This window comes from Bradyrhizobium sp. CCBAU 51745, from assembly GCF_028128715.1.
GTDB classification, from domain to species: Bacteria; Pseudomonadota; Alphaproteobacteria; order Rhizobiales; family Xanthobacteraceae; genus Bradyrhizobium; species Bradyrhizobium manausense.
Genome location: NZ_LBJP01000093.1, coordinates 276,983 through 290,700 on the forward strand (window position 1 = coordinate 276,983; position 13,718 = coordinate 290,700).

Annotated in this window: 11 protein-coding genes; 6 read left to right on the forward strand and 5 right to left on the reverse strand. The window is 56.8% G+C overall.

What is annotated here, in order from left to right; translation table 11 throughout:
- Positions 1–877: 877 nt before the first annotated feature.
- The gene (locus XH98_RS37620) at positions 878–1,117 is read left to right on the forward strand and encodes a hypothetical protein (RefSeq protein WP_271621546.1); all 240 of its coding nucleotides are present in this window, start codon (positions 878–880) and stop codon (positions 1,115–1,117) included.
- Between the two features lie 153 nt (positions 1,118–1,270).
- On the opposite strand, the gene XH98_RS37625 is transcribed toward XH98_RS37620, so the two are convergent.
- Positions 1,271–1,648 (reverse strand): H-NS histone family protein, encoded by a 378-nt coding sequence (locus tag XH98_RS37625; protein WP_271621547.1) that lies wholly within the window; start codon positions 1,646–1,648, stop codon positions 1,271–1,273.
- 715 nt (positions 1,649–2,363) lie between these two features.
- Between XH98_RS37625 and XH98_RS37630 the strand changes: the two genes are divergently transcribed.
- Positions 2,364–2,732 (forward strand): H-NS histone family protein, encoded by a 369-nt coding sequence (locus XH98_RS37630; protein WP_057747606.1) that lies wholly within the window; start codon positions 2,364–2,366, stop codon positions 2,730–2,732.
- A 55-nt stretch (positions 2,733–2,787) separates the two neighbouring features.
- Here the strand turns inward: XH98_RS37630 and XH98_RS37635 are convergent, their stop codons facing one another.
- The 3 genes from XH98_RS37635 to XH98_RS37645 form a co-directional block, all read right to left on the reverse strand.
- A complete protein-coding gene (locus XH98_RS37635) occupies positions 2,788–4,260 on the reverse strand; it encodes an exopolysaccharide biosynthesis polyprenyl glycosylphosphotransferase (RefSeq protein WP_271621548.1) in 1,473 nt (490 codons plus the stop codon).
- Positions 4,261–4,369: 109 nt separating this feature from the next.
- Positions 4,370–6,355, reverse strand: a complete 1,986-nt coding sequence (locus XH98_RS37640; RefSeq protein WP_271621549.1) for a hypothetical protein — start codon at positions 6,353–6,355, stop codon at positions 4,370–4,372.
- A gap of 79 nt (positions 6,356–6,434) precedes the next feature.
- Positions 6,435–8,765, reverse strand: a complete 2,331-nt coding sequence (locus XH98_RS37645) for a Wzz/FepE/Etk N-terminal domain-containing protein (RefSeq protein ID WP_271621550.1) — start codon at positions 8,763–8,765, stop codon at positions 6,435–6,437.
- A gap of 325 nt (positions 8,766–9,090) precedes the next feature.
- Between XH98_RS37645 and XH98_RS37650 the strand changes: the two genes are divergently transcribed.
- The 4 genes from XH98_RS37650 to XH98_RS37665 all read left to right on the forward strand — a co-directional run bounded on the left by XH98_RS37650 (position 9,091) and on the right by XH98_RS37665 (position 12,660).
- Complete coding sequence (locus tag XH98_RS37650; RefSeq protein ID WP_271621551.1) at positions 9,091–9,369, forward strand: hypothetical protein; 279 nt, start codon at positions 9,091–9,093, stop codon at positions 9,367–9,369.
- A 291-nt stretch (positions 9,370–9,660) separates the two neighbouring features.
- On the forward strand, positions 9,661–10,653 hold the full coding sequence (gene rfbD, locus XH98_RS37655) for a dTDP-4-dehydrorhamnose reductase (protein ID WP_271621552.1): 993 nt from the start codon (positions 9,661–9,663) through the stop codon (positions 10,651–10,653).
- Positions 10,562–11,443, forward strand: coding sequence for a glucose-1-phosphate thymidylyltransferase RfbA (gene rfbA / locus XH98_RS37660; protein WP_271621553.1), 882 nt, complete (start codon positions 10,562–10,564; stop codon positions 11,441–11,443). The genes rfbD and rfbA overlap by 92 nt, the downstream gene beginning before the upstream one ends.
- Positions 11,444–11,541: 98 nt before the next feature.
- The gene (locus XH98_RS37665) at positions 11,542–12,660 is read left to right on the forward strand and encodes a hypothetical protein (protein WP_271621554.1); all 1,119 of its coding nucleotides are present in this window, start codon (positions 11,542–11,544) and stop codon (positions 12,658–12,660) included.
- Here XH98_RS37665 and XH98_RS37670 read toward each other — a convergent pair.
- Complete coding sequence (locus XH98_RS37670; protein ID WP_271621555.1) at positions 12,657–13,610, reverse strand: glycosyltransferase; 954 nt, start codon at positions 13,608–13,610, stop codon at positions 12,657–12,659. The two genes, XH98_RS37665 and XH98_RS37670, sit on opposite strands and share 4 nt — an antisense overlap.
- Positions 13,611–13,718: the final 108 nt, after the last annotated feature.

Here is a 13,718-nt window from a genome sequence, read left to right on the forward strand (position 1 = left end):
TAACTGCTCAACCTTACCAGGAGGAAGTTGACGCATCTCGCCCCGTACAATCACGGAGGTTTCGTCAGCCGAGACCTATTCATGCAGGTCGTAGCCAAGGCGGTCGGACACGAAAGCTGATGAGATCGCCGTGCGGAGTGCCTCGGGCGGCAATTCATTGAGCAGACCGCAGTTGCGCTCCACAACCCCGCCCGCAGGGCGCGCCGATGCTGTCGGTATCGCAGACCCTGCTGCGCTCAAAGTATCAAGGTCAGCGCGTTGCGTGCTCGGCGACATAGAGGCAGTCGCAGATATTGCCGCCATCGCCGTAGGCCAGCAGCGATTCGCCCGACAATCCGCGAACGATCATGTGAGGAATGAGCTTTCCGGAAAGTGACAGGGCCCGGAATCGTTGAAGCAGTTCGTCACCATGATGGGAAGACCGGGAGGTCCTATGCGGGCGCCGGTTGTTCGCCAAAGATGCCGGATCACGGCCGGGCCGATGAAGCCTGCACGCTCGTGCAGAATCTCTCGCTCGTGATTTTCGATCGATCTACACGCGAGCGTTGACTTTGGTCCCATCCCGTAGATCCGCGCCGAGGTGCGTGGGCTCACTACCGGGGGGCAGACCTGTGGGGTGATCTCGTCTTATTTGCCGGAGGTGCAGGCGGTGTCCGATCGCATCCTGTTAGCGCCCCAGGGCGCGTCGTGGGCGAACCCGAGGCCGCGGAACCAACGGAGAAGATTTTTCTCGCCGGATTAAGGAAATTCCAGAATCTTCAAAGCGCTGCCGACGGTGAATAAAACAGAAACAATTTGTGACCGAAATTTATTCGTGGAGTTCCGAGAGTTAATTGAGGTAAGATTTTAATATTAATTCGATCCGGCGGAGGAAGAAATGTCCGAATATTGGGAGCTGGCGCCCTCTTCGATTCACAATGATATGGCTGAAATGCAGCGGAAGCTGAGGAGCATCGGCGAGATGGAGCGCGTCTTGACCGAACGGAGTGCCGGCCGCGAAGCCTATCGATATCTGCTGGATGCCCACCGAATTTTATCACGAGAGGCATTTGAGGCCACTCGGTTGGTGGATCTCCACCAGCTCACGACGCTCCGAGTCAGTCAAATGGCAGCCTAGCGGCGGCGTGAGTGCTGTGCTCTAGGAGTGGCCCAAGGATCTTTATCAGGATCTTTATCGCTCGACGCAAACTCGATTTTGGATTGAGCGCCGCGCGCGGCTGCGTCGTTAAACACCAACGCGAGTGACGCTCGGGGCAACTAAGCGCGCGCTTCACGAATGCTCCTGCTCGTTCGTGCTTGTATCGGTAACCTCTGTTTTTTCCGGAATTTTGAATTCCTCGAGCGCATGTCCCGATTGCAGCGCCGCAACCAGCCATCGCGGTTGTTTTCCGCGCCCGGACCAGGTCTCGGAAGGTCTAAGCGGGTTGTAGTATTTAGGTATGACCTTTGGATATTTGCGTCGAACTGGTGCACTCGGGTCGAGAGTTCGCTCGTCCGGAGTTGCTTGGTCTAGACGATAGAGCTGCGAAAGGCGCTTTTCGAGTTCCTGTTTCTCCGCTGTAATCTTTTCGGCAAGTACCTTCGTTAGCTCCTCGTGAAGGAGCCAGAGTTCCTCGAAGTCCATTGCCTCAAGATCTTCCTTGCGCATCCTGCCCTTATCGATGTTCTGCTGCCTCCAACTTCATCGTGCCGATGTCGACATGAAGTCGTGCTCCGATGGAAAGTAGGCAAGCAAGGAAATCCCCATTTCAAATTGACGTCCCGAATAGATTTAAATATAATTGATTTAAGAGAATATGCGATAATTATTTTTTAGATAATGGCCGTGCGAGGTTTGCCGTGTTGCACAGCGCAAAAATCAGAGTGGTCGATCTGCCCCTTTCGCAATTGAAGGCCTGCATGGCCGAGTTAATCATGCCTCCGGCGCGTTGCAGGGACATCGAGTTACTGGAGGTGCAAATCCAGTTGCGGCTCCGGGCCCTGAGGGATATGGCGGTCATTCGATCACGGCTGCGGTCCTGTAGAGGCTGCGCGCCCCAACAAGCGCCACGGACAACGGCCCGGCGCCGCAGTCGAGTACACCGAAGGCCTTCGGCTGGCTGGCCTCCGCAACTCGCCGGCCCGCGGATCTAGGCGTTCCATCCGGACGGTGACTTTAGGCCGGGGGGTGCACGTGACATGTGTGCCTTGCGCTGTTAATGTGCAGGCCTCGGCATTTTTTGCCCTTGATTAATGGTCGGGCCGCCGGTATTTCACTTGTGCATTTCTTTTGGTTCCATATTTCGCTTTGGATAATGCTTGTCTGTCGCTTGATTAATGTCCTCTCTGGGGATATAAACGAGGTACAACTATAGGGTGGTGACATGTCCCCGAAGAAGCTTGAATTAGAGATCATGTCCCTTGACGATCTTTGGGTGCTCCACGAAGAGATCAGTGGCATTTTGTCGGCCCGGATCAAGGCCGAAAAGCAGGAGCTGGAAAAGCGTTTGGCCGTGCTTAATGGAGAAGCACGAGGGCCGCGGGACCCGAGTTCTTTTGAAAGAGTTCCGGACGACAAGCCGCGACGCAGGTATCCTCGGGTACTTCCAAAATATCGGAATCCTCAAACGTCGGAAACTTGGTCCGGTCGTGGCAAGCGGCCGCGCTGGTTGGTGGCTGCAATGAAATCCGGACGCAAGATCGAAGAGTTCCAGATCAGCGACGCCGGCGGGAAAGCCCGCCAGCGAGCTTAGGTCCCGGTCGGCGCGCGGGCTCTGCGGTACTGACGTGGTCCGTGGATAATGTTGGCTAGAGGGCATTGCGTCCTCTGAACACCTCAAGGGGCGTCCGCAACAAGATTGCCAGGTCGAGTTGCAAGCTCCAGTTGTCAATGTACCACAGGTCATATTCAACGCGTCGTTCGATTGCAGCTGAATTAGGCGTGGGACCCCGGCATCCATGAATTTGGGCCCAGCCGGTCAAACCGGGCTTGACGCGGCGCCGGAAAGCATAATTGCGCAAGAGTTTATTGAACTGCCCGTCGTGCGCCAAGGCGTGAGGGCGCGGGCCAACGAGCGACATGCTCCCGTCGAGCACGTTAAGCAACTGCGGCAACTCGTCCAGGCTGGTGCGGCGCAGCCATTTTCCAACGCGTGTGACGCGGTGATCTGCGGGGATTGCTTGAACTACAGCAGGCCCATCCTCCATCACATTCATGGTACGGAACTTCCGGATTAAGAAGTTATGGCCGTTAAAACCGCAGCGCTGTTGCCTGAATAAAACGGGCCCGGAAGAATCAACCTTGATTGCCAGCGCAACCAAGGCCAGGAAAGGAGCCAGAATAATCAAGGAAAGTCCGGCGCCGAATAGGTCGATAGCGCGCTTTGTTGCGTTTGCCATAAACGACAAGGGGCCATGCTGGAGTTCTATGCAGACGGCTCCACCGATGCGCCGCGTAGGATGACGGAGCAAATCTGAAGTCGCACCGACGGGCACAAAAAAAATCGGAATTGGCAGAACTTTCAGGTCCGCCATAAGCGCGCGCCACTCAGGCCACCGCTCCGGATTTGCCTCCAGGACGATTTCATCGATCATCGAACCGCGAATGTGCTCAATCACTCGCGCACTCAGTCGCTTTCGAGAAGCGGCACTGGAGCCGATCGGAGGCAGGGTGAATCGGCCAGCTACGCTAAAGCCGAGTATTGCAAGACTCTGTGACAACCCAGCATATTCGGACAGCGGTTGATCCGTAATGAGAACGATGGTTGTCCCGGCAAACTTTCGGCCACTCAGACCTTTAAGTAGAAGGGCCCTGAAGAGGCATCGCTCGGCAATCAGGCAAGCGAGACCGAAGACAGCGAAGAATGGACCAGCGCCCCGGCAGAATTGCGGAGAGATGCTCAAGGCATCCACCGCCAACGCCAACAGAATCAACCAGGTCCAGGCTAGACAAACCCCCCGAATCTGCGTGCCCAGCACAAGCAATTCGGGGGGCGCATAAAGGCCCTTCAATTTTGATACGGAACCGAAAAAGCTCGCCGCAAGCAGCGCGTGTGCAACGCTCTGCTCCACTTCAGTCATGGTCCAGCCAGTGCGGATGTCGCTGACCAGCGAGGACAAAAGGCTCGCGACCAAAATAGCCATGAGGTCGGCAGCGACGACCGCAAGTTCGATGGAGTCGTACCGGATCGGCCACTTTCGCCCGGAAGATAGCGAGGACGGCAAGCGCGTCCGGGCCGCCTCGCAGTCTTGTTCCGCAATATGCCGGTTGACGAAGTTCATCACCAGGAACACTAAAATTTTAAATGCCGAAAAATTTTAATTTATATTAACCAATTGATTTAATTTGTTCAAGTCAAAAATCGAGAATCATCGCCGGCGCGGCCTAGCGCTAGTCCGTTTTCTTCTGCTGCGAGTAGCTGGCATTCAGTCCGGACATGAGATTCTCGGCGAAAACTTTGCCGCCCGCTGAGGCGGATCGGTAGGCCGCCATGAGCGCTGGTTCGAGAGTGCGCTGCCGCGTCAGGACAATTTCAATGTCCCTCTTGATGAGGTCACGCAATTCTGGGTTTCTAACGAGTCCATCGCGGGACAGCGCTAAAGAAAGCCGCAGTGGAAACAGCTCGACCTCGTTAGGAGCCGTGTAATACGACATCTTAAGGAGCCCGGCCATGTCATACCTGGGCTTCTCGGCCTCGGCCGAGGCAGCCGCAAGGAGGAGCCAGAGCTCGCCACGCAGCGGCGAAGAGTGCAGCTGCGATATGAGCAGGTGGAGGGCTGAGGGACTCGCCGTCACGCGAGATTTCGTTGACAGCAGATCGCCTGTGTTGAAATTGCGACGGACAAGCCAGCGGTCGGATTGTTCCTCCTGCGCTGACTCGCTCAAACTCGCCGTAAGCATAACTGTTCTCAGGATGTGGCCGGCCGAAACAGGGATCGCGTCGTCGGAATATCGCGGGTCCGCAAGAAGCCAAATCGTTTGCGACAGTAGCGCTACGGCTAGCAAAACCAGGAGGACGCGATGCCCCATCTGCGCCGGAAGAGTTGATCGGAGGTGCCTACGATCGATCGGCTCTTGCGGCGGCGAACAATTGGTTTCATGCCCCGCACCTGCCAAGCTCCGCCCGAATGCCAACCCAAAGAGGCCGGCAAGTAGCAGTGATGGGCCTAAATCCGTCAGCCCTCCGGTGGAGAGACTTATTACCGCTACCGATACCGCTGCTGCTGCGCCTAGCGTAGGATACAAATAGTCGCGCCCGCGCGACAGAGATCGCTTCACCAGCGTCCAGGCAGTCACCGCTACGACCAGAAGCAGGCCGCAGAAGAATACCCGTCCCATATCTATTGCGATTGAGGCCGCGTCGGTCGGGCGCTCGCGAATGGAGCTTACGCCAATGTCCCGATAGATTGGTAGCACTGAACCGAACGAGCCCGCCCCGAACCCCGTCGGTCGAATATCCTGGAGCATCCGCTCGGTTGCGCTCTGGCTTTGGGTCGCTATCGCGATCGTCAGATCCGTATCCTTCTTGGCCGGGATGGCTGTAAAAAACGCAACGAAGATCAGGGTAGCTGTTGCGAAGACGCCGGTACTGCCCCAGATTCCCAAGGACCATTTGCGAATGATTGGAATCGCAAGCAGCAGCTCCGCTCCAAGCAAAGTGGCAATGAAGATGGTGGGGGTCTCGCGGAGAACAAGAGTCAGCAGGCAGACCAACAAGGACGCAAGGGCCACGGGCAACGCCCAATTGGCGGGGATAAAGGCTGGTCGGGGCTCGCGCCGGCGGCGCGCGTCGTCCAATTCGCGCAGGATAGCTGCGCACGATAGCAGAGTACCTAACACAGGGGCGACATGACCGCCCTCTGATGCGGGCGCGAACTCGTTTCGGAACTCCATGGCCCACGACAGCAGTGATATCGCCGCTCCGCAGCTCGCGATGCACAATAGGACGTAGAGGAAATCGGCAGCCCGCTGTCTGTCGAGCGCCACGATCACCGCGACAAGACCGGTGGCTAAAACGGCATTGTACTGAACAAGCGAGAGCACCGTGGCCCGGATGTCTACCGTGATTCTTTCGGCCAGCGGTTCGTTCAATGCAGCCGATGCAGTTATCCAGATCGAGTTACCCCAGCCTTGCACCGGAACAGGAACTAGCTGCAAAATCATCCAAAGGATCGGCGCCGCAAGGATCGCAATCGAGAGGGGATTCAGCACCTTCACAAAGCGAGCGAGGAGAGATGACGGGACCAAAACGCTCGCTGCCAGAAGCGAGGGTGCCATGATGACCGATGCGACAATCGGGCTTCTAAAGCCCTCGGACACAGCGATGGCCGAGGATAACGCCACGAGTAGCGCAAAGAATGTGAATCGGGAAATCATGAGAGACCATCCCCGTACTGCTGGCGGAGGTCGGCTTAATCAACGATAACCGGACTTCGCTCTGGCCTTGTTTGCGGTTTCAGGAGTCGGAAAAGCCATATCGAATGTAATGACTGTCGTTGTAGTAGTCGCTGCGAGACGCGTCGTAGCGAGCCATTGCTTTGATGTTGGTTTTGTTGAGAACCGCTCCGATCACCGAATCCGAAATGGTCGGTGCAGTGTGCAGGGCGTGCTGAACGACATCGGTCTTCGTGCGTCCCCATTCGACCACGAGAACGTAACAGTCAACCAGCGGAGATGTTACACGCACGTCGACCAGAGGGGTGAGTGGTGGAAGATCCACGATCACATAATCATACGTCTGTCGCAGACGCTCAAATAGCTTGCAGATGGCTTCCGTGGAAAGAATCTCGCTTGTATGAAATAGTGCTCCGCGGCGCACGGCCGGAAGGAAGACGAGATTGGTCTTCGGATCTCGCCAGATGACTTCCTCGAGCGAGCGACTGCCATTGGAAACCTCGATGAGGCCTGCGGAAGCTTTTGGACAGATACTTGCGGTCAAGGACGGGTTCCTAAGGTCGCAATCGACAATGATGGCCCGTTTTCCGCTGTGCCCAATCAGCTGGGCCAGAGATGCTGCGATGGTTGTCTTGCCTTCATTGGGAAGGGCCGAGGTTATCCCGATCACCTGGTTCGAAGTCTTCGCCGGGCTGTGGTCCACCGCAAGCTTGATGGAACGGATAGCTTCGGTGAAGCGGGAGAGCGGCATTTCGACTACCGCGCGATGAATCGCCGGAACGTTGGAGATCGTCCTTGAGCGCAGGTCTTCCTCCGCTTGCGAAGACTTGGCAGGCGATTTCGAGGGCTTTGGAGCTTGCAATGCCGGTACGAGGCACAAGCAGGGTAGCTCGAGGCCGGCTTCGATCTGGGATGACGTACGAAAGACCCCGTCCATGACATCCCGCAGGAGCCCCAGGAGGACTCCGAGAGCGATCCCTGCGAACATCCCGAGGCCCAGTACGAGGTTGGTTTTTGGCTTGCTCCTGCTTTGAGGCGGGGAGGCGCCAAAGATCACCCGCGCCTCCGAAATTGGAAATGTCTCCTGCTGCGTTGAACCCATGTACCGCTGCAGAAAGCTCTCGTACAAGCTGCGCAAGCCCTTTGCGCGGCTTTCCAGATCTCTAATCGTGAGTTCAGCGGAATTCACCGATTGAGATTTTGACACGGCTTCGGCAAGCTGCTTCTCAATCTCCTGTTGTCTTTGCTTGGCAAGCTCGGCCTCACTTCGGCTGATTTCGGCGAGGCGCCGGACCTCATCGAACATGGAGGTTCGATACTCCCGCATTCGGTTGCGGATGTTCACGACAGCTAAGTGGTCGCGACCGACCCGACCAGCTAACTCGGCCTCGCGGCGCGCGAGTTCAAGATATTGCTGGCGGAGATTCGTTAGAATTGTACTGTTTGTTGCGTCTGTTCCGATACCATCGAGACCGCCGAGCGGTGCTTGCCTTGCTGGATCTGAGCTGAGAAGAGATTCGTAGCGGGTTAACTTCGCGCTGGCTTCTGAGGTTTGAGCCCGCGCGGCGGCCAATCGAGTGTTGAGCTGGGTGATCAGTTGCTCGTCGATCGATTTGCCGTCGGAGGCGACGATGTTGTTCTGGGCCTTGTATGTATCGACTGCGCGCTGGGCAGTGAGAGCCTGCTCGCCAAGATCGTGCATTCTCTCCTGTAACCAACTCGTTGCCCTCCGATTGGCTTCGAACTTCGCGTCCAGCTGATCGGTGACATAGGCGTTAGCAACCGCGTTCACGATCTCAGCCGCCCGTGGAGCGCTACTCGAACTGAAGCTGATTTCGATTACGTTACTCACGCCGACGCGATTTGCCGAGAGTCGATTTAGAAAAACCCCGAGAGCCGCTTCGGACGGATCGTCCTCTGTATCCGATGGAGGAGGATTTTTCGAAGACGACATCTGAGCTCGAGCCCACTGCCACGACGAAAGCAGTGATGAACTAGATCCGCTGAAGTCTGGGTCGTCGGCAAGCTTCAATTGATTGAAGACCTTGGTCGCGATCGCCTTTGATTTCAGGATCTGAAGCTGCGTCTCAATTTGAGTGACGTCGAAGGCCGGTTCGGCAAGAAGAGACTGTTGCTGCACGAACTGTGCTCTGGGAATTCCAAGCAGAACCTGGGCCTGCGCCGTGTAGGTAGGAGAAGCCAATCGCAAGTAAAGCACGCTGGCGGCGCATGCAAGGACGGCAGTAACAGCGATCACGATGTACTGCCGCCTCAAAAAGCTAACTGCAAGTTTTACAAGGTCTCCAAATCCGCCGCTGTCCGGCTGATCGAAACTCTGACCGCTCAGCGCGACGCGCGTTCTCTCGGTGTGTAGAAGATTGCTCTGGAGCATCGGGTACCTTTGAAGCGGATGGCGCCGTCATTGCGACAGTGCAGGGGGAGGCTGCTGCCCATTTGGTATTTAAAACATATATTATAAAAATCCAGTTGCAAAATTAAATATTAATCTGTTATTAAGATCGCCATCCAATGACGAAGGCGCGCCGAGCTTCGTTGAGATTGCGTCAAGTATCGGTGTTTTCTGAACTATTTTGTTTCCTGTTTAGATTTAAAGCGTGGCGAAATTCAATGAGGTAGGGCGCGTGTGAGTTAAATGTGGCCGTGAGCCTCATTATTTCACGGCTCCGACCGGAGCGCGCGTCTCGGGAGGGTGTGAAATGATCGATATTCAATCTCCGCCGCCTGCCTGGATTGCACCCGCTCCCCCCGGAATGGTGGAGCTAGAGTTGTCTCTTCCGCAAATCGATTTGCTCTGTCGGACCCTCGGTGCGGCAGCCGCCGAAGGAAAGCAGATCTTCGGCTGCTCTATGTGGGGCTCTGGAGGATGTTTGATTATTGTTCCCAAGATCGGCCGGGTGAGCTCAATGGAAGATCAGGCGCGCGTCCGCGAACACGAGGTTGCGCACTGCAACGGCTGGAGACACGAAGACCGATGATTGCCAAGCCGAGAGTGGCGTTCCTTCAACTCGTCGAGTGATTGGAGAGCCTGCGATGCCTGTCTTGGTAACCGGGGGGCCCGGCATTATCGCCTCAGCAGTGTGTCGGTTGGTACTGCCGTTGCCACGTTCGCATTATTGGAGGCGGCCAGGAGATATTGCGACCGACGTTCAATTGCGTGGCAAATCCGGTTCCGACTACGCACGCGTCGACTGATGAGGCGCGCTCGCTGGGCGATCTATGGCGGAGAACGTCTAGGTCTCCTGGCTGGCCAAGATTGAGGACGCAAAATGGCGCAGAGACCCATTCTAGTCACGGGCCGCAAAGGACAGTTGGCCAGGTGTCTTCGTGAGGTTGCTTGCCAGCAAGGGCGGCCGATAGTGGCACTCGGGCGGCCGGACCTCGATTTAGAAGCCCGCCAGGACCTCGACAAGCTCGTCGCGTCGATCTGGCCATCTGTCATCATCAATGCGGCTGCATATACTGCGGTTGACCAAGCAGAAAGTGAAGTTGCCAAAGCGTTCAGCGTCAATCGCGACGGTGCAGCTGCGTTGGCTGACGTCGCTTGGCAGATGAACATTCCGTTCGTACATCTTTCGACCGACTATGTATTCAGCGGCACCAAGCCCGACGCTTACGATGAATCCGATATTCCAGCCCCATTGAACGTGTATGGCGCCTCGAAGTTGGCGAGCGAAGCGGCGGTGCTGGCAGCGCATCCACTAGCAACCATCGTCAGGTGCTCGTGGCTGTACAGCCCGTACGGTGCCAATTTCGTTCGCACCATGCTGCGCCTAGCTGAAACGCGACCTGTCGTTCGGGTTGTCCGAGACCAAGTTGGCAATCCAACATCTGCGTTCGACTTGGCGACGGGTCTTCTCCAGGTGATTGCGCGGCTACCGTCGATCGATCGAAGGACGAGCGCGGGAATATTTCATCTCGTCGGGCAAGGTGAAACGTCTTGGTATGGGTTTGCAGAGGCGATCTTTGATGGGCTCTCCCGTCGCGGAATCCCGGTTCCCAAGCTCGAAGCGGTCACAACGGACGAGTACCCCACCTCGGCGCGCAGGCCACGGAATTCGCGCCTAGATTCGTCCAAGGCTGAACGCCTATTCGGGGTCAGGTTGGGAGCTTGGCAGCATTCGCTTGATGTCTGCCTCACTGAACTACTTAGCACAGCGGGAGAAGCGGATGCTGAAAGGAATTGTTCTAGCTGGAGGCAGCGGAACGCGGTTGTATCCGATCACACGGGTGGTCAGCAAACAGTTGCTCCCGGTTTATGATAAGCCGATGATCTACTACCCGCTATCAACTTTGATGTTGGCGGGCATTCGGGATATCTTGCTGATCACCACACCGTCCGATCGTCCCCAATTCGAGCGGCTGCTGGGCAGCGGTCGACAATGGGGCATTCAGCTCAGCTACGCGGAGCAGCCCCGGCCGGCCGGCCTTGCCGACGCCTTTATCGTGGGCGCCGACTTCATCGGAAGCGATCGTGTAGCGATGATTCTCGGAGACAACATCTTTTTCGGAAATAGTCTCACCCAGCTGCTCGCTAGGGCCGCGGAACGGGAGCAAGGAGCAACCGTCTTCGCGTACCATGTCCGAGATCCGGAGCGGTACGGGGTCGTGACATTTGATGAAGCGGATCGCCCGGTGCGGATTGAGGAGAAGCCCAAACGGCCTGTTTCGAATTGGGCGATTACGGGACTTTATTTCTTCGACAGCCGGGTCGCGCAGTACGCCCGACGGATCGAGCCCTCGGCGCGTGGAGAGCTCGAAATAACCGATCTGCAGATGCGCTATCTTGCGGCTGGCGCACTTCACGTGGAGCGCATGGGGCGAGGCTTCGCCTGGCTAGACACTGGGACTGTCGAGTCGCTCACTGAAGCCGCCGGCTTTGTGCAGACGCTGGAGCATCGACAGGGAATGAAGGTGGGCTGCCCGGAAGAAGTGGCGTTCAGACAAGGTTTCATCGACCGGAACGAGCTCATCACACTGGCTGCTCCGCTGGAAAAGAGTGGCTACGGCAAGTACCTCACCGAACTGGTGAGCGTCCACGGCCTGTCCTAACTTAACACAAGGAAGTTGGTCCGGTGGAAAGAACTCAGAACGGCTGCGCCATCCCCTTGAGACACCCGGTCAACAGACCGGTCTCGCGCAACGCGCCCATGATCGATTATGCTCTCAGGGGTCTACGACAATGCTGGATCTCCGAGAAGGGCAGATGGTCTCACATCTATCATCTCGATGGACGTGCTTCGCCGAATGAGTCTCTGCCGCACAGCGACGTGTTTTACACGCTCAACGTCCTCCTTGGCATGTCGCGCGTACGGGACATTCCGGACGATATCGATCTGGCACAAATATTCGATCGGAACGTCGATGAGCTCACTCGGCTTCCGGTTGCGAAATATGCTTTTGGCATGGCACTTTGGGCTGCGGCCGAGCTCGGATTCGCGCTACCTGAGCCGGTGAAGCGGAAGGTGAGAGCGATCTTGACCGATCAGGCGCGCTGGAAGAGCTTCCGGGCCCAAGATTTGGGAATGCTGCTGATAGGGGTGGTAGCGCAAACGCGAGCTGGTGAGAACGAGTGGGCGGTATTTGCCGATCCGCTGTTCCGTTTTCTCAGACATCGCTTTCGGAGCGAATCGGGATTGTTTTTTGACACGCCATTCGGCTTTCGGCGGCGCTTCGCTTCGTTCGCGACACAGATTTATCTCGCCATGGGCTGCTATGAATACGGAGATTTCGTCAGAGATGGCTATGCCATTCATTTGGCAGACAAGTGTGTACGCAAGCTGATCGCCCTCCAGGGGCCCCAAGGCGAATGGCCCTGGTTCTTCGATGCGACGACTGGCCGCGTACTCGACTTCTACGAAATCTATTCCGTTCATCAATTTGGCATGGGCCCCGCGCTGTTGGAATGGGCGGAGCGCCACAATGTACGAGGCGCACGAGAGGCACTAGCGAACGGCTTCAAATGGGGTCTCGGGCAGAATCAACTCGGCCGCTCCATGCTTGTGCCCAAACTCGGCTTGACGGTGCGCTCGCACGTTCGCACGCGGGAATACACAACTAGGATTCCGAGGATGTGTCGCGCGTTGAAGAACGCCTACTTGGGACGCGAGACGGGGTTGATCGACAATTTGGATGTGCGGCTCCGCCTCGAATGTCGCAGCTACGAACTTGGCTGGATCTTGTGGTCGTTTGGTCAACGTGTCGACGTGCGCGAGCTTACGCACGATCAGGCGTTTAGCGATATCTCCGTGGAACGAGACACGATCTAGCGGTTCCAAATCACAGACCGTCTACTGCGCAGCTGTGCAAACATCGCAATGGCGCGATGCGTCCTCACCGCGCAGAGAACGGCGGTCGCCTTGAGGCGGGCCGCGCCACCCGCGAGACGGTCGCTCATCATGATGGTCACGACGCCCGATGCGGGGGAGGCTAATACCAGCAGCGCCTGTGCAATCCAGCGCAGTCGCCATGCCGGATCTCGTTCTCTCATGTTTCGATAGTGAGCAATTTGCCGATCCCATTTGGCGTACAATTCCCGCAGGGAATTGCGTGCGGGATGATAGACGATCATGCCTGGGGTGTATTGAAAGCGAAGGCCGGCGCAAACCGCACGCTGTCCCCATTCCATGTCTTCAGCGACGTCGACTCCCGCGAAGCGGCCCACGCGCTCGAAGTCGCGACGAAAGACCGCCATGTTGCCTGTCCCGGAGTAGCCGTGCCGTTCAATATATAGTTTGAACCGGTAGGCAAACACGCTTTCATATGCAGCGATAGCGCCGACGGCAGTTTCTGCCGGGTGCCAGATCCGAACGTCTCCCCCCAAGATCGTGCCAGGCGGAGACACGGTCAGTGCGTCGACAATGCTGCTCAGCCAATTCGGGTCTGCCCTGCAATCGGCGTCGATGAATGCAAGGATGTCGCCTCTTGCCAAATCCACGCCGGTGTTGCGTGCAGGTCCTGGGCCCGGGGTGAGCTCGCGGAGCAATGTTGCGCCTGGGTGCCGGGCAATGGCTTCGATCGGAACTGTCGCGGAACCGTTATCGACCACAATGACCTCAAACTTGTCGCGGTCCAGCAGCTGGCGATCGAGGCTCGAGAGGCAAATCTCCAGCGCCGCCGCTTGATTTAAATGCGGAATAATGACCGAGACCGTCGGTTTAATGTTGGGTGGGGTGGCGCCGCTACTCCAGGCGCTTGTATCCGGCTTTTTCTCGGCCATTCGCCGCCTCATTTTTCCGCTGATTTTAGATCGCTTGCATATTAAATTGTGCTGGACATTATATGTATTATAAATTTAAATCTATAATGTTTTGATTTAGGTCGGTCG